This is a genomic window from Sporosarcina sp. FSL K6-2383 (assembly GCF_038618305.1).
GTDB lineage: Bacteria > Bacillota > Bacilli > Bacillales_A > Planococcaceae > Sporosarcina.
Window position 1 is genome coordinate 857,121 of record NZ_CP152017.1, and the last position, 20,571, is coordinate 877,691.

At 41.4% G+C, this 20,571-nt stretch carries 15 protein-coding genes and 1 tRNA gene; 13 read left to right on the forward strand and 3 right to left on the reverse strand.

What is annotated here, in order from left to right; genetic code table 11:
• Positions 1-83 precede the first annotated feature (83 nt).
• The 7 genes from abc-f (at position 84) to MKZ10_RS04540 (ending at position 9,530) form a co-directional block, all read left to right on the forward strand.
• Positions 84-1,943 carry an ABC-F type ribosomal protection protein gene (gene abc-f / locus MKZ10_RS04510; protein WP_342508267.1) on the forward strand — a complete coding sequence of 620 codons (1,860 nt, stop codon included), beginning with the start codon at positions 84-86 and terminating at the stop codon, positions 1,941-1,943.
• A gap of 205 nt (positions 1,944-2,148) precedes the next feature.
• The gene (locus MKZ10_RS04515; protein WP_342508269.1) at positions 2,149-2,463 is read left to right on the forward strand and encodes a hypothetical protein; all 315 of its coding nucleotides are present in this window, start codon (positions 2,149-2,151) and stop codon (positions 2,461-2,463) included.
• 118 nt (positions 2,464-2,581) lie between these two features.
• Positions 2,582-3,151 carry a TetR/AcrR family transcriptional regulator gene (locus MKZ10_RS04520; protein ID WP_342508271.1) on the forward strand — a complete coding sequence of 190 codons (570 nt, stop codon included), beginning with the start codon at positions 2,582-2,584 and terminating at the stop codon, positions 3,149-3,151.
• A 69-nt stretch (positions 3,152-3,220) separates the two neighbouring features.
• The gene (locus MKZ10_RS04525; RefSeq protein ID WP_342508273.1) at positions 3,221-5,422 is read left to right on the forward strand and encodes a YhgE/Pip domain-containing protein; all 2,202 of its coding nucleotides are present in this window, start codon (positions 3,221-3,223) and stop codon (positions 5,420-5,422) included.
• Between the two features lie 518 nt (positions 5,423-5,940).
• On the forward strand, positions 5,941-8,082 hold the full coding sequence (locus MKZ10_RS04530) for a beta-propeller domain-containing protein (protein ID WP_342508274.1): 2,142 nt from the start codon (positions 5,941-5,943) through the stop codon (positions 8,080-8,082).
• A gap of 207 nt (positions 8,083-8,289) precedes the next feature.
• Positions 8,290-9,015, forward strand: coding sequence for a threonine/serine exporter family protein (locus MKZ10_RS04535; protein ID WP_342510011.1), 726 nt, complete (start codon positions 8,290-8,292; stop codon positions 9,013-9,015).
• Between the two features lie 59 nt (positions 9,016-9,074).
• Positions 9,075-9,530, forward strand: a complete 456-nt coding sequence (locus MKZ10_RS04540) for a threonine/serine exporter family protein (protein WP_342508275.1) — start codon at positions 9,075-9,077, stop codon at positions 9,528-9,530.
• A gap of 24 nt (positions 9,531-9,554) precedes the next feature.
• Here the strand turns inward: MKZ10_RS04540 and MKZ10_RS04545 are convergent, their stop codons facing one another.
• On the reverse strand, positions 9,555-11,216 hold the full coding sequence (locus MKZ10_RS04545) for an EAL domain-containing protein (RefSeq protein ID WP_342508277.1): 1,662 nt from the start codon (positions 11,214-11,216) through the stop codon (positions 9,555-9,557).
• Between the two features lie 132 nt (positions 11,217-11,348).
• Between MKZ10_RS04545 and MKZ10_RS04550 the strand changes: the two genes are divergently transcribed.
• The 3 genes from MKZ10_RS04550 to MKZ10_RS04560 all read left to right on the forward strand — a co-directional run bounded on the left by MKZ10_RS04550 (position 11,349) and on the right by MKZ10_RS04560 (position 16,216).
• Positions 11,349-12,248: an EamA family transporter gene (locus MKZ10_RS04550; protein WP_342508279.1), complete on the forward strand. Its 900-nt coding sequence runs from the start codon at positions 11,349-11,351 to the stop codon at positions 12,246-12,248.
• A 415-nt stretch (positions 12,249-12,663) separates the two neighbouring features.
• The gene (locus MKZ10_RS04555) at positions 12,664-14,406 is read left to right on the forward strand and encodes an ABC transporter ATP-binding protein (protein ID WP_342508280.1); all 1,743 of its coding nucleotides are present in this window, start codon (positions 12,664-12,666) and stop codon (positions 14,404-14,406) included.
• Positions 14,387-16,216, forward strand: coding sequence for an ABC transporter ATP-binding protein (locus tag MKZ10_RS04560; RefSeq protein ID WP_342508282.1), 1,830 nt, complete (start codon positions 14,387-14,389; stop codon positions 16,214-16,216). Before MKZ10_RS04555 ends, MKZ10_RS04560 begins: the two co-directional genes overlap by 20 nt.
• An 89-nt stretch (positions 16,217-16,305) precedes the next feature.
• Here MKZ10_RS04560 and MKZ10_RS04565 read toward each other — a convergent pair whose 3' ends face one another.
• Positions 16,306-16,776 (reverse strand): YusW family protein, encoded by a 471-nt coding sequence (locus MKZ10_RS04565; RefSeq protein ID WP_342508284.1) that lies wholly within the window; start codon positions 16,774-16,776, stop codon positions 16,306-16,308.
• Between the two features lie 145 nt (positions 16,777-16,921).
• The gene (locus MKZ10_RS04570) at positions 16,922-17,941 is read right to left on the reverse strand and encodes a DUF2804 domain-containing protein (protein WP_342508286.1); all 1,020 of its coding nucleotides are present in this window, start codon (positions 17,939-17,941) and stop codon (positions 16,922-16,924) included.
• Between the two features lie 68 nt (positions 17,942-18,009).
• On the opposite strand from MKZ10_RS04570, the gene MKZ10_RS04575 reads away from it, so the two are divergent.
• The 3 genes from MKZ10_RS04575 (at position 18,010) to MKZ10_RS04585 (ending at position 20,459) form a co-directional block, all read left to right on the forward strand.
• Positions 18,010-18,082 (forward strand) — tRNA-Ala (locus MKZ10_RS04575).
• Positions 18,083-18,871: 789 nt separating this feature from the next.
• Positions 18,872-19,255: a hypothetical protein gene (locus tag MKZ10_RS04580; protein ID WP_342508288.1), complete on the forward strand. Its 384-nt coding sequence runs from the start codon at positions 18,872-18,874 to the stop codon at positions 19,253-19,255.
• Entirely contained in the window at positions 19,242-20,459 is a 1,218-nt protein-coding gene (locus MKZ10_RS04585; protein ID WP_342508290.1) for a hypothetical protein, read from the forward strand. Before MKZ10_RS04580 ends, MKZ10_RS04585 begins: the two co-directional genes overlap by 14 nt.
• Positions 20,460-20,571: the final 112 nt, after the last annotated feature.

Below are 20,571 nucleotides of genomic sequence, written 5' to 3' on the forward strand. Positions count from 1 at the left end.
AGATTTTAAGGGGGAGATCGCTTAAACGCGGTCTTTTTTTAATGCTTCCAGCTGTGATAACAGAACGAAGGGAAGCGGAAAATATGATCTGTACAATTCAACAAATAAGCAAGATGCTTGGTGGTAATACGATATTTGAAAATCTTTCATTGGACATAAAAACAGGAGATAAATTAGGTGTTGTTGGACGCAATGGTAGCGGGAAAACGACTTTATTTAAGCTTATTGCGGGGGCGGAGCGACCAGATAGCGGCGCATTGCATTTTAAAAAGGGAACAAAAATTGGCTATTTAGCACAAATCCCTTCATTTGATAAAGAAACGACAGGCCTCGATGTACTGAATAGTGCTTTTGAAGAGTTAAAGGCTATGCAGGCGAAAATGGCACTGCTAGAAGTCGAGCTTGCTGACACTAGAAATGAGGAAATGGATAAGCTACTTCATGTGTACGGAGATTTGCAGGAAGAGTTTGCCCGTCGAGATGGTTATGCTATCGATTCAGAAATCGACAAGGTGATCAACGGCTTGCAATTACAAGCATTTGTCGGACGTTCTTTCTCACAATTAAGTGGTGGCGAACAAACAAAAATTATGCTCGGTAAGCTGTTATTGACGAAGCCTGATCTACTACTCTTGGATGAACCGACGAATCACTTGGATTTATTTGCGGTGGAATGGTTGGAGGGTTATTTAACAGACTATCCAGGAACAATCGTTATCGTTTCGCATGACCGTTACTTTTTAGATTGTGTCGTGACGAAGGTTGCGGATTTGGAAGAGGGAGAGCTCCATCTTTATTACGGGAATTATTCTTCTTTTATCCAGGAAAAAGAACAGCGTCTGATGCGAGAATTTCAAGATTATGAAGAGCAGCAAAAGAAGATTAAGAAAATGAGAGAAGCCATTAAGCGACTTCGGCTGTGGGCGAATGAGGCGAATCCACCGAATGCAGCATTGCACCGCCGAGCGCGCAATATGGAGCGGGCGTTGGAACGGATGGAGAAGGTGCGAAAACCGCTCATTGATCCGAAGAAAATGGCGTTGTCGTTTGAAGCTGCTCCACGCAGTGGCAAGGAAGTTGTTGTTATGGAGGGGATTACGAAATCTTTCGGGCAACAGCCACTATTGAAGGAGGCTGACTTTCATGTGTACTGGAAGGATCGGACTGCCATTGTTGGTCGCAATGGTAGCGGGAAATCAACAATCTTGAAAATTTTATTAGGCGAGTTACCGGTGGATAGTGGACTTAGCAAATTGGGGAGCAATGTGAAAGTAGGCTTTCTGTCGCAGCATTTTGAAATTGCCGATCCCAAAGCCCGTCTGATTGATGTTTTTCGGGCGGACGTCCAAGTAGAGGAAGGTGAATCGCGTCATCTACTAGCGAAATTCATGTTTTATGGACCAGATGTGTTCAAGCGCATTGGGGATTTAAGTGGTGGGGAACGGATGCGACTTCGTTTGGCGCAGCTGATGCACCAAGATATCAATTGCCTCGTGTTGGATGAACCGACAAACCATCTGGATATAGAATCACGCGAGGTCCTCGAAGAAGCGTTGGAGGATTTCACGGGCACAATCATTGCCGTTTCCCATGACCGTTACTTTTTGAATAAATTATTCACACGCACAGCATGGCTGGAGAACGGTGCCATTACGACGTTTGACGGACCGTATAACTGGGCACGTGACAAATGGCAGGAGCTTCAAAGTCGGAGGGTAGTTGAAGTCGTGGAACCTGTTGTAGTGTCGAAACCCCAAAAAGAAGTGAAGGCTGTTAATATGGAAGAAGAAATTGCGAAGTTGGAACTTGCCGTTATTTCATTAGAAACAGATATGGAATGTGAAACGGATTGGGAGAAGTATGAATCGCTAACGATGGAAGTGGCTAGTTTGAAAGAACAGCTGGCGTCTTGTTATGATAAGTGGATGAGTGAAATGGAGTAATATGCGATGCCTGGAGAAGGAGGAATCCTTTTCCAGGTATTTTTGATGAGTCGAAGGTCTCGAAATATCGATGACGCTGTTGAATTGATCGATAACTTTTTTTCTAGACAGTATTGCAAGGTCATTTCCAATTAATGAAACCTATATCTCATTCAAACGTTTCAGTAGTAAGACTGTTTAGTGAAAAACGTAAGGGGGAACAAATATGATGGGTTGGCTGAATGTTGGTAGTCTCGTGCTTGGACTAATTGCGTGGATACTGCCAGTTGTGAGTCTCATGCGATATAAACAAGGTGGGCATAAGAATTGGGCCGCATTTTCTGTTATGAGTGTCAGTGCCTGTGCAATTTCGCTGTATTTTCAAATTTGTTATAACCACCACCTAGTCACGATTGAAGACTGGAGTGCCCTTATGGATACAACGGGTGCTCTGGTGAAAGTTGCTGCAATTCTTCTTATCGTTACGATCGTATTAAATGCATTGACGCTGATTGTGTATCGTGACAGAACAGTAAAGTAGGATGCTGACTATCAAATAATAAACTTGCATAATTCCACCACGCGGAGTAATATAATGACTGTATGACTAAAAGTGTATTACAGTCAATTTTCTAATCCCTTCAAAGTGAGGTGGAGAAATGGATCGCAGACAAGAGATATTGGAAGCAGCGGCAAAGTCATTTTCGCTTTTCGGCTACAAGGCGACGACGATGGATCAAGTGGCCAAAATTGCGAACGTTGGAAAAGGAACCATCTACACGTTTTTTGCCAACAAAGAAGAGCTATTCAATGCGATTGTTGTGAAAATGATTCATGAGATGCGAGCAGAGGCAGATTCAGTTTCTGTCGAAGGTGCACCTTTTGAGCAAAATGCCCACGCCAGGCTAATGCGCATGCTCAAATTCCGTGAAACACACCAATTGTACGCCATGCTTGTCGATGAAGAGAAAGAACTTCGGACGCCGGCAGTCATTGAAGTGTTAGAAACGATAGAAAAAGAAATCGTTTCTTATATAAAAACCAAGATTGAAAAAGCGGTTGCCAAGGGTGAGCTGAAGCCTTGTGACAGTGAGCTTGTCGCTTATCTGTTATTTAAAGCGTATATGGCACTTGTTGCTGACTGGGGAAAAACCCATGATGCAGAGCTTGAAGAACAGCGCATTGTTGCGTTGCTGAGTGGGACAATTTTCAAAAGTCTCTTAGTCTGAGACTTATTTTTTTATTTTAAAATGACTGTTTGAGGAAAGTGGTCAACTAGTTCTGGAGAGGTGAGTATAATGAAGAAATCAATGACTCGGGCGGAGTGGAAACAACTACTACGCTCACGGAAAATGCTTGTGCCGATGATTGCCATCTTGTTCATCCCTGTCTTGTATGCGGGAATGTTTTTGTGGGCGTTTTGGAATCCTTATGCCAATATGGATGATTTGCCCGTTGCGATTGTGGATTTAGACGAAGGGGCGGAAATGGATGGTGAGCAGCTGGCCTTGGGTCAGGAGCTGACCGATAAATTAATAGATAGTAAGCAGTTTGATTTCCAAAGAGTCAAGAAAGCAGAAGCGGAAAAAGGGCTCAAGAATCAGGAGTATTACGTAGTCATTGAAATACCGGAAAACTTTTCGGAGCATGCAACAACGCTACTGGATGATGAACCGGAAAAGTTGACAATTATTTATAAACCAAACGAGGGATTCAACTTCTTATCTGGACAAATTGGTGAGACAGCAATGGACCGGATTCGCGCAGAAGTGAACGAAAAAGTTGCTTCAACATATGCGGGAAAGTTATTCGATTCCATTGTGGAATTGGGTGATGGCTTTGGCGAAGCAGCAGATGGTGCAGGTGAATTGCATGACGGTGCTACAAAATTAGCAGGCGGTGCCGACGAATTAAAAGGTTATCTTGAAACATTGGCCGGTAACACCATTACACTGGCAGACGGGTCCGATAAAATCGCAAAAGGAGCGGGCGATGCAGCTACAGGTGCGGATGAGTTGAATAAAGGGCTTGGCACTTTATCGCAAGGATCACAAGAGTTGTTGGCAGGGGCGCAAAAAGCCTTAGCTGGTGCTAGTGGATTGAAAGAAGGTCTCACAAACTATACAGCTGGCGTAGGCCAACTGACAGCAAGTTACGGACAAATTGGTCAGAAGGAACAGGAATTCAATACAGCAGTAGGAACGTTGAATGAAAAATCACAGCAACTCAATGGGGCTGCGGGTCAACTAACGGGAGTAGCGGCTAATGTAGCGACTGGAATTGAAGGGTTATCAAAGCAGCTAGACCCTGTTTTGGAAGGACTTCCTACTGAGCAACAAAAAGCCATTGGAGAAGCACTTGGTCAATTGAAACAAGGGAGTGCTCAACTATCAGGTGGTATGCAGGAGTTATCTACTGGGACTTCATCGTTAACGGAAGGTACTACTACTCTAAACGGCGCTGCCGGTCAACTTGCTGGCGCACATAGTGAAGCGCTGGCGGGACTTGGTAAATTGAATGGTTCTTCTGCCCAACTTCTTGAAGGAGCGAATGCTCTTGCAGCAGGAAACGGAGACCTTGCGGCAGGGATTACGCAATTAGCAGAAGGTGTAACAGCTGCGCAGCAAGGTTCATCAGATTTGACAACTGGTCTTACTTCATTGACAGAAGGAACAGGTACGCTGAAAGAGGGAACTGATACACTCGCATCAAAATCACAAGAACTCGCTGAAGGCTTTGTCACACTAGCTGATGGACTGGTGGAGTTGGATGAAGGAACATTGACGCTTCAAGAAAAACTAGCGGAAACAAATGAAGCCGCAAGTGAAGTGAACCCGACAGACAAAACATATGGCATGGTAGGTGCACCTGTGAATGTCGAGAAAGAAGGGATTAACCTTGTACCGAACTATGGTACAGGATTTGCACCATACTTCTTGTCGATGGGATTATTTATTGGAGCCTTATTGTTGTCTATCGTCTTCCCGCTTGTCGAGCCGGCGATGAAACCAATGGGCGCATTCAGATGGTTTACGAGTAAAGTATCTGTACTCGCCGTCGTAGGTTTGTTGCAGGCACTGATCGCGGTAGGGGTTGTGAAATTCGTACTTGGAATGGAAATCATCAACACACCGTTGTTCGTTCTAACGGCAATTATCACGAGTTATACATTCATTGCGATTGTCCAACTATGCGTGTCTATCTTGGGAGATACAGGACGATTCGTTGCGATTATCATCCTCATTTTGCAGTTAACGACAAGTGCAGGGACATTCCCGCTTGAATTGATCCCAGCACCACTGCAATTCTTCAATACATTCTTGCCGATGACGTATTCTGTCCAGGCGTTTAAAGGGGCTATCTCTACTGGTGATTTTGCGGCACTTTGGATGAACAATGGAATTCTGATTGGATTCATGGTTGCGTGTCTGGTAATTACGTTCGGATATTTTGCACTATTATATAAGAAAAGATATTCAAGAGAAACAGTAGAAGCATAATGAAAGAAGCCCCTAACAGCATGAAATTCATGTTGTTAGGGGCTTCTTCTTTAAAAAATCAGTTGCCTGTAATTGGATTTCCTCCAAAGTTATTTTGCTCTGAGGGTCGACGGTGCTCAATTTTTCTTTGTCACTGCTACAGCCTATCAAAAAAAGGTTGGAGATATCAGGATGCAAAGTGATAATACCCATACTTTCATAATAAAACATCTCCTATTTTAAAATAATCACATGTCCGACTAGTTGAATAAGGGTATCTAACTATTGATCTTTCATCAAGTAATTCCCTCCTAGACAATTGACTCATAAAGAAACTATTCACTCTTGATTAATGAATTAAACGGAAAATGATAAGAGGACTAGAATTTAACTGCTTTCGGCATAGATAATATGTGAGTAAAGGATTTTTCGTGTGTAAATAAAATCCAACCACTCAGAAAGTTTTTCCTTTTAGTGTAACCAAATCATCTCAGAGCAGTCTAATGAGGTAACAAACGAAAAAGAAAGGGTTGGTCAATTTGAGAAAATCGACAATGGGGTTCATTGCGGCTATTTTGATTATAGCAGGTACCATTACTTCTTCTGTTTTCATCCAACAAGGGGAAGTAGTAGCAGCGACTGATACGACTACAAATCAAGGATGGAGCAAGGTTTTTTTCAAAACTGTTAAAAAGAGCGATCTCTTCGTCACGAATGATCAAGGAAAACGAGTGGCGGCGGAAATTACAGTGAGTAACAAAGGAAAGACGGCTCATATAAAAGGAATCGAACCAGGTTCTTACACACTTCATGTCAAGCCAAGGACGGTAGATGGTAATCAATACGGCACACATACATTCAAGTTCAGGATGGATGAAGTACTGCCGAAGGTTGCTACAGAAAAGGAGTTAGTCGCCTATTTTGAGCGTGTGAAAAAACAACAGTCTATTTTGTTTAATGCGCCGCAAGAAGCAGCTAAAGAAAAATTGGAAACGGCGGACTCTGCAAAAGAAAGCTCTGCAGGCTCTTCTGACCATTCGACGACGAATAACCAAGTCGCCGGTGTTGATGAAGCTGACATGGTCAAAACAGATGGCGAATATATTTACGCAGTTGTTGGGGAAGGGAAAGTAACGATAACAGACATCCGTGATTCGAAAAACATCCAAATGGCTACGAGTATCAAAATGGAAGAGGGCTTTTATCCGTCACAATTATTTCTTCACGGCAAAACGCTAGTCGTTCTTGGGGAGAAGCATACGCCTTATCGGGAGGGAAAACAAGCAGCCTCCAGTGATAGAATGATGCCAGTCAATAGTATGACGACAGTGCGATTGTATGATGTTTCGAATCCGAAAAGTCCATCCCTACTCCGGGAATTTGGAGCGGAGGGCTATTTGAGCGGTGCGCGAAAAGCAGGAGATATGCTGTACTTTGTCACAAATGTCCATCCATATTTCTGGACGATGGACCAGTTTGATGGAGATGTATTGCGCCCGAGTATGTACGATTCTAAAGAAAGCTCAGACAAACAGCTAATCGATTATAAAAATATTACGATTTTACCAGGTGCGACAGAGCCTTCGTATTCTGTTATTACGGCTATCAATTTATCCTCGCCGACTACGAATAAAGTTGTGACAAAAGGGTATTTAGGTAGTAGTGAACAGCTGTATATGTCGAAAGACAATCTTTATCTGACTGCTACAACTTACGAACAACAGCAAGCTTCAAATACAGGTACTTCGAATATGACGATGATGTGGAATCCAGGTGTGGCAAACACCGAGTTGTTCAAATTCACATTAAAAGGAACCGATGTGACATTCCACAGTTCTGCAGAGCTCAAGGGTAGATTGCTCAACCAATTTTCAATGGATGAGTATAAAGGTAATTTCCGTGTTGTCATGACAGAAGGAACTATGTGGGATGACAAAAATCCGTCTAAAAATCATCTGTTCATTTTGGATCAAAACATGAAGATGACAGGCTCTGTTGAAGGACTTGCGAAGGGAGAACGCATCTATTCGGCACGTTTCATGGGGGATAAAGCGTATATGGTGACGTTCCGTGAAACGGATCCACTCTTTGTCATTGATGTAGCGAACCCTAGGGCGCCAAAGGTACTTGGAGAACTGAAAATCCCTGGCTTCAGTAATTACTTGCATCCACTGGATGAGAATCATCTCATCGGATTCGGTTATGAAACAGTTGCCGAGAAGAATCCAAACGGTGGTGAGCCATTCATTTTGACGATGGGTATGAAGATTTCACTGTTTGACATTACTGATTTTACTAATCCAAAAGAACAGGACACAGAAATTATTGGTGGCCGAGGAACGTATTCGCCAATTCAATATGATCATAAGGCGTTGTTCCAGCATAAGGACCGTAGCTTGTATGGTTTTCCAGTTATGGTTTACGATGAAATCGGAAAAGATCATTATGTTGAACTTCAAAGCATGGGAGCACTTGTTTACGAAATTACGCCTGAAAATGGAATTGTTCTGAAGGGCGATCTATTAACAAAAAATACACGTGGTGAACAGTATATGGAGTGGGAAGAACAAATTCATCGTATGCTTTACAGCAAAGATGAATTGTATACGATTTCGATGAAGGGGATAAACAATTATTCATTGGATACATTTGCTCCTATCGGTAGCGTGAAGATTGATTGAGTTGAAAAGATAGTTTGTCTACAGCCTAGCGTAAATGCTAGGCTGTTTTAATGTTTTACCCTATGGTTTTGTACCTTTGAAGTATGACGTTTTGGTGATAACTGCATTGTTTTGCAACTTGACATTGTCATTTGTGGTTTGCTTCGTTAAGATTATTCAAAAGGACTTTCAAGGGGGGGACAGAGGTTGTTGATAGTGGATAAAGAAATGGCGATAGATTGTTGTCTGCTTGCGGGACGATTGATGATGGAGGCTGGCGCTGAAACGTATCGTGTAGAGGATACGATGGAACGCATAGCCGTCACGCAGAAGCTATCTGCGACACATAGTTTTGTAACGCCGACAGGCATTATTTTTACGCCAGGGAGTCCGTATCATACAAAACTAATACGGATTAAAAGACGGTCGACGGATCTTGAAAAAGTGGCGCTTGTCAATGATGTTTCTCGCAGGTTATCTGCGGATGAATATACACTCGAAGAAGCTTATGCCAAGCTACAAGAAATCGAACAAACAAATGTCATGTTCCCATTGTGGTTACAAATCATTGCGGCGGCCGTTGCAAGCGGCTGTTTTCTTATTTTATACGAAGGTGTTTGGTCGGATGTTCCTGCGGCATTTTTCGCAGGTGGTGTTGGATTTATCATTGCTACAAAAATCCAAGAGCTAACGAAAGTAAGTTTTTTCGCCGAGTTCATTGCGGCATTGTTTATCGGTCTCATTGGTTTCAGCGCAATCTCTGTAGGGCTTGGTACCGAGTTGGATAAAATCATTATCGGGTCAGTCATGCCACTCGTTCCGGGTCTGCTCATAACAAACGCAGTACGGGATTTGATGGCAGGTCATTTTGTCTCTGGATTATCGAAAGGTGCCGAGGCATTTTTGACGGCTTTTGCAATTGGTGCTGGCGTGGCACTTGTATTATCTTTTTGAAGTTTGGTGTCTAGTCTTCGGGCGCCCTGCACTTTTCCTGAGAAATGAGGTGAAGAAAGTTGACGTGGGTTATACAGGCGATTTTTAGTTTTCTTGCAGCTATGGGTTTTGGAATAATTTTTAATGCGCCACGCAGGATGTTATTCTATTGTGGTTTTGTAGGGATGACGGGCTGGCTTGTTTATAGTGTGTTTAATGCATATTCGGGAGATCCGATGCAAGCTTCTTTCCTTGGTGCATTTGCGGTAGCTATTGTTGCGCATCTTTTTGCGAAACGCTTCAAAATGCCGATGATTATCTTTAGTGTTGCGGGCATAATTCCACTTGTACCGGGAGGGTCGGCGTATAATGCGATGCGTCATATTGTTGAAAATGATTTTTTAACATCTATGTCCTTTGCTTCGCGTGCCTTCATGGTTTCAGGTGCGATTGCGATGGGGCTTGTGTTTGCCGAAGTGATCATTCAGTTGTTTTTCCAATCAATGACCAAAAGGAGAAAAGGGAGTGCTCTTTGAATTTCAAGGCACTCCCTTTCTGTATTAATCCAATACAATCATATCTGCGCTAATCGGGGCACTAATATAATAACCTTGGACAGCGTCTATGCCCATTGCTTTGAGCAATTCGAATTGTTCCTCGGTTTCGACACCTTCGGCCACAACATACAAGCCCAATGATTTTCCTAGTTTAATCATTCCTTCGACGAGTTGCTGCGTCTTGGAATGTGTCAGTAAAGAACGGATGAATAGCTTATCGATTTTAATCTTTGAAATTGGTAAACTCTGAAGAAAACGGAATGATGCATAGCCCGTTCCGAAATCATCCAATGCAAACTGGATACCTTCGTCTTGTAATTCTTTCATCTGAAGAATGATAGATTGTTCCTCTTCGGCTTGGAGTGCGAATTTCTCAGTAATTTCAAGCTGAATGCTACTTGCAGGACAGCCTGTTTCTTCAAGGATTTTGGAGATCTTTTCTTTCATATGAGAGTTTTTAAACTCACGTACAGATGAGTTGACCGCGATGCTTAAGGTCTGCCCTTCGGCGTTCCATTTTGTCGCTAAATTAGCAGATTCCTCGAGCACAAACGCACCGATATCATGGATAAGTCCATTTTCCTCTGCGATGGGAATAAGTTCGTCTGGTGAAATGTAGCCGAGTTCAGCATCTTCCCATCTGACGAGTGCTTCGTACATATTAATTTTGTTTGCAGCAACATCAAATTGGGGCTGATAGACAACTTGTAAATTATTATGGTTGAGTGCGGTGAGCAATTTACGATCAATGATAGCTCGCCTATTCAATCCTTGGTGTGACGCTGAGGATAGTGAAGCAATTTTCTTCCCGCCATGATCTATCACTTCTTTCGTTGCGACAAGTGCAGCTTTCATCAAATGATTGTATGTCGATTGGTCTTCAGGGTAACGGACAATGCCTCCACTAACGGACAATGGCAATGCGCTGTTATCGATATAAATCGGTTGTTGCTCTAAAAATTGCAGGAATCCTTGTACATACCAATCGCCAAACGGTGTAAGCACAACGAATTCATTGACACCAATTCTAGCAATCGGGTTATCCTGAAAAAATCGTTTCAATCGATTGGTAAAGGATTTAATAAGTTCTTTTTCCGATTCGGGGGATTGTAAATCTTTCAATGTATAAAAGTGGTCAATCATTATGTAAACGAATGAGAAATGCTTATCTTCTGCAATGGCTTCATTGACAGCTGTTTCAAGCTTATAGCGACTCATCAATCCCGTTTCGTAGTCGATAAATGCAATTTCCTGAAGCTGCTCACGTAAATGGACTTCGTCTGTATTGTCTAATTCAAGAAACGTGACAGAAATCAGCTTGCCATCCGATTGCATAGATGGAATGGCGATCAGCGTAACGAAGTAAGGTTCAGCCAAGCGTGTTATTTTTTCGGCATTTCCGAACCACGTTTTGCCGTTTGTAACGGTGTTCCAAATAGCGTGAGCCTGATTTTGACCGGCATCCGTTTCAGGAAACATTTGCCATAATGTCTTTCCAAGGATACGCTTAGGAGTCCATTTACTTGTGTCTAAAAAATTCTTGTTTATATAAGTGATGGAGCCATCACTATCCGTTCGGTTCACCATATAAAATTGTTCGAGACTTTTCATGATGTCCGGTAGTTCAAGTGAATCCGGCATGAGTTGCTCATTTTGTGAATTCATAATAATGTCTCCTCCTGGATGTACTATACTCCTATTATAGAGAAAATTTACCGTCTGTACACTATAAAGTGAGGAAACAGATGACGTATTACTTATATTGATAATAAATTGCTACTGAAAGGGGGTAAAAAGGTGGAGAGGCTAAAAGGGATTATCCTGATTGTTTCGGGTGCAATGCTTTGGGGTACCACAGGACCTATGATTGAGTGGCTTCTGTTAAATAGCGACATGACGGTCTCCTACATGCTGACGGTCCGCCTACTTATTGCGGGAACATGTCTACTCGTGATGTTAAAAATGCAGGGCAAACGAATAAGTCTTCCATGGAAGCATAAGGTTTGGGCACGGCAGTTATTGATTTTTGGAGTATTTGGTATGCTTGGCGTTCAATACACATTCGTAGCCTCTATTGAATCAAGTAATGCAGTCATTGCAACTTTATTTCAATTTCTCGCACCGGTTTTCATTATTATATTTGTGACGTTTAGGCAAAAAACATGGCCGCCTGTCGTACAGGTATTGGGCATGTTCGTGACACTAATTGGGTTATTTTTACTACTCACAAATGGCTCGTTTTCTGGATTTGCTTTGAGCCAATGGGCAGTGATTTGGGGAATCGCACTCGGATTCGCCTTTTCATTTTATACACTGCACCCAGTCCGACTCATGCAAGAATGGGGTGTTTTGCTAGTCGTCGGTTGGGCAATGATTATCGGTGGCACGACACTTTTCCTGACGAACCCTTTGCAAATCATCAGGCATCTCGACTACCTGAAAGAATGGAATATATCGGCTATGCTCTTTCTCGTCATCGTTGTTGGGACACTAGCATTCGTATTATTCTTGAGTAGCATGAAATACATAACTCCAGTCGAAACGAGTATATTATCGAGCTTTGAACCACTGACGGCGATGGTGATTTCGGTGTTGTGGTTTGGACAAGTACTTGGTATGTGGCAATTGGCAGGAGGGATTGTCATGCTGATTGGTGTGACGTGGTTGTCGATTGCGGGGAGTAAGGCGAAAGAATAATGAAAGGACCGAAGCCTGTTAGGGGTCGGTCCTTTTGTTAAAATGTGCGTATTAGTTTTTCAATTCCTGTAAGTTGAATAGATGAATAAATTGAATTAATCTAGCGCCGTAGCAATCTACAATAGAAGTTACTTGCTAACGAGTATATTGGACTTCCCATATATCCGAAGTATCCCGCAATTCAGTAAGATTGACTATACACAACCCAATGGCTGTGGGATAATAGGGTCTACTAATCAAACACGCCTTGGAGTGTTGGCGGCCAGATTTTGAATTGAGCTTGCTCAATTAACTCCCTTCAAAATCTGTGACATCCGCCGGAGGCTTAAATCAACAGAAGGAAGGATTGCACTATATCCTTCCTTCTGTTGATTTAATGGTTCGTAAAACGAAAGAGTTTTCTGGGGGTCAAAAAATGAGAACAATATTTTCTTACGCAAAGCCATATAAATGGCCAATTGCCATTGCGCTAATTCTAATGTTAATGGAACTGGCTGTTGAACTTATCCAACCATTACTCATTCAAAAGATTATTGATGATGGTATTATTGCTGGCGATGCAGAAGTTATTTGGACGTGGGGGAGCGCGATGATGGCACTCGCCTTCGTTGCTTTATTTTCCGGCGTTATCAACTCTTACTTCGCCGCACATGTGGCGCAAGGCTTTGGCTATGATTTACGTCAGGCATTATTTCGCCAAGTGCAAGCCTTCTCGATGGCGACTTTCCTCCGTTTTCCGACGGCTGGTCTCATTACTCGCCTTACAAGTGATGTAACAATGACGCAAAACGTTTTATTTATGGGGCTTCGCATTATGATGCGTGCACCTTTGCTCGTTATCGGAAGTTTAATCATGGCGTTCTTCGTCAATGTCAAACTCGCCTTTTTTTTAGTTATCGGCGCTCCGTTTCTACTCGTATTCCTATATTTCATGGCTAAAAAAGGGGTCGGTTATTTTGCAGGGGTGCAGCAACGATTAGATCGAGTAAACCGTGTTATTCAGGAGAATTTACAGGCAGTCAGGCTAATCAAAGCCTATTTACGTGGGATGTACGAGGCCAGTCGTTTTTCAAAAGTATCTGATTTACTTAGAAAAGACACGGTCAAAGCGATGCGCATGATGGAACTCATCTTACCTGTATTGCTACTTGTGATGAACGGCAGTTTAATGGCTGTGCTGTGGTTTGGTGCAGTTGAGGTTAGTAATGATCGCGCGCAAGTGGGGGAACTTGTCGCTATTGTCAACTACGCGATGCGCATGACAGGCGCATTCTCGATGTTTGCCTTCATCATTATTGCGTTTTCACGTGCAAAGGCATCAGCAGAGCGGATGGAAGAAGTACTACTTGCGAATGAAGACTTAGAAATTCACGAAACAGAAAGTTCTGGACTAGGGCGATTGGAAGGTGACTTACGCTTTGAGAATGTTTCGTTTAACTATCCGGGGAAGTCGACACCTATACTGGATAATGTATCATTCCATATAGCAACAGGTGAAAAGCTCGCAATTATGGGGGAAACTGGCTCTGGAAAATCAACCCTGCTGAACTTAATCCCGCGCATATTTGAAGCGACGAGTGGGGAGATTTTTGTCAGCGGAACAGAAGTAAAGGAATGGGCGTTGAAGGATTTGCGCGATACGATCGGACTTGTACCGCAGCAATCCATTTTATTTACGGGATCAATCTTAGAAAACCTGTCGTGGGGTGATACAGAAGCAGATGTCGATGAGTTGGAACAGGCTGCGAAGAAAGCGCAAATTCATGAATCGATTGATTTGTTCCCGCAAAAGTATGGCACCCGAGTTGGGCAAAAAGGCGTAAACTTATCCGGTGGACAAAAGCAACGGCTATCCATTGCGCGGGCACTCGTCCGCAAACCATCGATTTTAATATTAGATGACAGTACAAGTGCGCTGGATGTTAAAACGGAAACGGCATTATGGGATGCTCTCGAAGGAGAGGCCGCAACGATGCTTGTTGTGACGCAAAAAATTCGTACCGCGCAAGGAGCAGACAAAATCCTTCTCCTTGATGAAGGAAAGGTTGTCGGCTATGGAACGCATGACGACTTAATGGAACAATCTACGCTCTATCAAAAAATAGCACAATCTCAGTCGGGAGAGGCGGTGGCGTCCGATGCTACGCGTAATTCGTAAACCATTTGGCTATGAGCCTATCATTACAAAAGATGATTTAAAAGATCCAAAAAAGAAAAAGGGTGAGCGCGCGAGTAACTGGAAGTCAGTACTTTACCGAATTTGGAAGCTTGTTGATGAACAACGCGGTCTTCTCATCACAGTGCTAGCACTTGTTTTTGTGAGTTCTGTATTGACGCTACTCGGACCACTGATGATAGGGAAAATCATTGATAATTTCATCATTCCGATGCAATTTGATGGTCTTGGCGTTCAAATCGGTTTGCTGATTGTCATTTATCTCGGTTTATCATCGGCGACTTATTTTCAAAGTTTCTGGATGGTTGGGATTGCACAGCAAACGATTTTCCGTTTGCGAACAAGTTTGTTTGCCCATCTTCAAAAATTGCCAGTGACATTTTTCGATAAACGACAGCACGGTGAATTGATGAGCCGGGTGACGAATGATATCGAAAACGTCAGTCAGACGTTAAACTCTTCTTTTATCCAAGTGTTTTCTAGTATTTTGACCCTGACAGGAACACTGGCAGTCATGCTGTATCTAAGTCCATTGTTAACACTGTTGACGATGATTATCGTGCCTCTGATGTTTGTGGCAATGCGTTGGATTACACGTCGTACAGGGTTATTGTTTAAGGAACAACAGCAAGCAGTTGGTGAATTGAACGGTATGATTGAGGAAACAATTTCTGGTCAGCGCATCGTTAAAGCCTTCTCGCAGGAACAGCGTGTCATGGAAGAGTTCGCGGAGAAAAGTGATCGACTTCGCCGGACTGGGTTCTGGGCATTGACGTATTCTGGTTTTATCCCCAAGGTAATGAACATGTTGAATAATGCTGCTTTTGCAGTCGTTGCCGGTGTCGGTGGATTGCTGGCACTTAAAGGGGATGGTGCTGTGACAATTGGGACGATTGTTATTTTCTCTGAGTTTGCACGCCAGTTCACACGTCCGCTCAATGATCTTGCGAATCAGTTTAATACGGTGTTATCGGCGATTGCTGGAGCAGAGCGTGTGTTTAAGATTATGGATGAGCCAGTTGAAGACGATGAGGCAATAGAACATGCAGATACAATTTTACAAGGGGATGTTGAATTTCGCGATGTGTCATTCGGTTATGCGGTGGAAACGGATGGCTATACAGTAGACGGGGTTTCATTCGATGTAAAAGCAGGGGAAACGGTAGCTTTTGTTGGTGCTACGGGGGCAGGGAAAACGACGATTATGCAATTACTGGCTAGATTTTATGAGGTCGATCAAGGAGAAATCTATATTGATGGTATCCCAATTAGTGAGTTCCCGCGAAAAACATTGCGTAGTCAGACGGCGTTTGTGTTACAGGATCCGTTTCTATTTGAAGCGACCGTTCTTGAAAATATTCGCTATGGCAAGCTTGATGCGACAGTTGAAGAAGTTATTGCAGCGGCGAAAAAGGCCAATGCACATAGCTTCATCAGTCGGCTGGAAGATGGATATGACACGCTTTTGACAGCGGACGGCGGCGAAATATCACAGGGGCAGAAGCAGTTGTTGTCTATTGCGAGGGCGCTTGTCGCCGATCCTGTTCTCCTATTGTTAGATGAAGCGACAAGTAGTATTGACACAGTGACCGAGCTACAAATTCAAGAAGCATTAGAGCGTTTGATGGCAGGTAGAACAAGTTTCGTCATTGCACATAGATTGAATACGGTACGAAAAGCAGATACAGTTTACGTCATGGAACGAGGGAAACTGATTGAGTCTGGGAGCCAGCAGCAATTAATTGAACGACAAGGTGTTTATTTCAATATGTTGGCGGAATCGAAAGTATAAGTTGAAAAGGCTACAAGGATATTTATATCCTTGTAGCCTTTTCAACTTGAATCCGTAAAAAAAGATGGAGTTACCTAGGGGATAATGGATTATTGCACTTCGTTAATATCGAGCTTTGTTCCATCATCAAAGTCAACTTCCAAATCGAAATGAGAGTAACTGTCTAACTGATACCATTTTAGAATTTTATCGATTACTTCTTGCGGTGGTGTATCCTTGGTGATGAGAATATCCATAAAAAGCTTCCCGATTTCATTCATAGCTTCGCTGTCTTTCAATTTGGTGTTGGTTAGTCTATTTTCATAATTTGCATCTAACTTTTTTTCCGTCTTATATTCGGTTTCAATCGCGTCTTTGCCATCGACTTCGATATCAAGATCGAAGGATGTAAATCCGAAACCATCCCCAGTTTCAAGCGATCCTCCAGCTTTCTCATCTTCATGAATAATAGTCGCATCTTCCCTGTTTGGTTTATCGGCATTTTTCCCGAAGTTGCCACATCCGCCGAGTATTAAAGCACTTGATAGGGCTGCAGCACCAAATAATGTAAGTTTATGCATTTCAAACAAACCCTCCAAATAGATTTCTTGTTCTTAGTTTACCTAAAATACGGGTGAACTAAACAAAAGAATGTTTTGTACAATGAAAAAACCGGCTTTTGGGCCGGCGTTAAAATAATCTATAATGGCAAAGTTTGTCGCTGGATTACCATTTCGCGACATGTTCTTCCGAGCAACCAAGCATATTACGGATGTGTAGTGTGGAGCCGTCGACGAGTTGAACGGTACCGTTGAAATAGCCAACGAGTTGGTGAACTTTAGTCTGCACAACTTTAACATTGGTAGCTGCTATACGTTCAAAAAAGGGTGAAAAAGTGATGTCGACTGCCTTCGAAAACTTCGTTTGGATTTTCCAAGGATTCATAAAATTATTTTTATCATAGCTAAAAAGGACATCTTCATGAATTTTAGTCATCCGTCCATCTATAAAAACCGCATTCTCTGTCATTCCAGTACCATCCGTCCACTTCCCGCCAAAATTCAATCCAATCCGACGATTGCCGAGGCGCTGTGACGCCATCGCCCAATTCCATTCTGCCCTGCGCGGCCAAATGCCTCGTCCATAATCGAGTACAGCGAAACTGTAATCAGGGTTGAAATCATATCGTTTATCGCCGATTTTAACAAAGCCAGAAGTCGGCAACGAATGATGCTTCGCAGTGAATTGAAAAATATCGCGGCTTTTGGGTATGACAACATTTAATGATTCATCACCCGGTGGATGAGTGATGTGTAGATCAGCATGGAGTACTTCATTATCAAAATCCTGGATAGTGACAGATAGATGTGTTTCTCCTTGAATATTGACAATCTGGACAGTTAAGCTCTCATTGACAAATTTAACGCTACCGAGAACGTCCTCCGGCATTTTGACACTGCGCCCTATTGGAATCGTAATTTGCTTTTCAAAAAATCGTTGTGTCTCATAATCCAAAATATAGACAAAGCAGACAGCGGCATAATCGATATGGCTAATTGTTGCAGAAAATAATAGATCCTCTCCGTATACACACCAATAATTCCATTTCTTCTTTCGCATAAAGTGGCCCGTCAAATTGCTCTGGATGACAGGCTGCCGTGCAAATCCGATTGCTTCTGGATTCAATAGCCCCTTGCCGTCACAAAGCGCGACGGGTTCGGTGAATTCTCTTTCTGCATGTTGCATGAAGACGTCCCCCTGCCTATTGTCTTTTATGTACCTTATTGCTATAATTCTTATTGTATCAAATTTTCGGGGCATTAGCTCAGCTGGGAGAGTGTCACGCTGGCAGTGTGAAGGTCAGGGGTTCGAGCCCCCTATGCTCCATATGAAATAATTAAAAGTATCCATTAGGATACTTTTTTTGATTGGAAAGCGGAAATGAATCTTGTTCAGTTTTCAGACTAATGTTCTAGTATGAAATCCCTATAATTGTTGGAAGGAATAGTAGGATCTTTCGAGTTAATAATAAAGATCGGTTTCTATTTCCTCTAAGGAATAATACAAAATATAAGATTTCGTAATAGATTCAATAGGCAAAGGCAACTACCCATTTAATTATAGGTGGTCGCCTTTTTTACTTTGATGTTCTTTTCAGTCAAGAAGCAGACTGTCCACCGAGTAGGACTAACGCAATTACCAACACTGCTAAAAGTAAATATTTTACGATAGTTGACATTTCAATAAAACCTCCCTTTTTCGCATTTCTGATGTATTCCGAATCAGAGCGCAAAAAAAGCCTTTGGTTCTGATTGTTAAACGGACATACCTGTCCCTTTGACACAATCAGCCCAAAGGCCTTAATTAGTCATCAACCGCTCGGTCCCGCATGGGTCCAACCATAAAAGAAAATCAATATACAATTAATCTAACATCTTTTAATTTCTTTAGCAATTATTTTTATGTTGGCAGCATCTCCCTCAAGGTGCTTTTTCTCTTGCAATATGAACAAGTAAAAGCGGGGTGCAGTTCAGGGTAGGTCGCTTTTTTTGTCAAGTTTTGTCGAAAGTCTTTGAATGCAATTTTTTTCTGTTATATTAGACCTATATTCAGAATATAGTTACTATACATAACTTGTTGTTTTAAAAATATAATATGGAAAGGAGTATGGAGAGGATGCCTTTTAAAGAAGAAAACTTCCCTGAACAATGCCCTCCATTTGATGCAATAGAGCAGGATATTAATCCTATATACAGAATCATAGAAAATGATACAGTTCAAGAAATTGATTTTTTAAATCATAGGGAAAGAAAAAAACCATATCCACAAAATAAGACGTGTGAAGCGCTTGCGATATCATTTTTCACTACTGCTAAAGCAGCTAGCGATGCAACCAAAAGATTTAAAAATTTAAGGAATAAAAAGTTTGTTGGAGGAATTATTACTTCAAAAAGTGGTATACATAAAACGGAGAATGTTCATTTGAATTTATGGTTATATAAAGATGTTGATATGGTAAAAGTGTTTCTAGGAGAGGGAGATGGTAATGAGAATAAATAAATACTCTGAACTAGAAGCGCTTGAAATTGTACATATTTTTGACTACTATGATTTCCCATTGTTTTTTATTTCCAAGTCATTAAAATCGGAATACTATTTAAACTACTACATTGAAGAAATTCAAGAACATGTCGATAAATGGTTCTTCAGTAGAATTTCTAATAAAGAGAGAGTCAATTTAATAGAGCAACGAATATCCGTAGTAAAACTGCTGAACAGACTTTTAAAAAATGGCAGATTACATCACCTATTTATTGATTCTTTATTAGAGGCTTCTGAAGTGAAAATAGTTCTTGAAGTAGTGGATGAAAGTAATTTCGAGATAGATAGCTATCCGGAAGAAGATTTCGTGGTTGATTACGACTACATAAGTAAAGAAAGTTTAAATAAGGTCAATGAAACGATTATTGATAGTTCAAGGTTTAAATTAGTATTTAAAGACGAGTCGAATAATCACGATATAGATTTAAATTTATTTATGGATTTAATGCAAAAATTCAATAAAACATATGATGGATTATTGCAATTGAAAAATAAATTAATTAATGAGAGGGTGATTGATGCTAACTACTCAATGAATTTGAAGATTGATTCATTTCAACCTTCTTCGTTCGGAGTATGGTTGAAAACAGATCCGTTTGAAGCGGATTTGTTCGAGATACCAGAAAGATCTTTGAGTTCTTTTTATGATTTAGTTAATGAAGTTAAAGAAAACAATGGAATAGTGATAGAAGAATCTCTTGAAGTAGATGAAGAATACAATATTGAAACTATCAAAGACATGAAAAACTTTTTGAAAGAAATATCTTCAAATAAATTAACTTTTACTCTTGAAGCGCAAAATAAATCCGATAACAATGAAATTAAAACAGTAGTATTTGATAAAAATAATTACTCGAAAATCGAAGTATTGAATGATATTTTAGTGAAAAATAGTAACGAAAAATCTGAAGTAATAGAAATAGAAGGGATATTAACTTCTATAAATATTCCTAATAATAAATTTAGATTGACTTCCGATGAATATGGAGAAATACAGGGTAGTATGTCTAAAACTCTTAGGGATGCCGTAAAAGATTCTTTTGACCAGCAATTTAAAGTACCAGGTAAAATCAAAACACAAATTGAGAGGAAAATAATTAATAATCACTTGGATGAGGAATATACAACAAAAAATAAAATGATTTCTTTTACTCAGGATTAAGCATCTCTCGCGAGGTGCTTTTTATGTGCTTTACACACGAACATTTATTCTATATAGTTGGTAGAAAAGGAGATAAGACTATAACTTTACGAATAGTAAAAGGTGTTCCTGG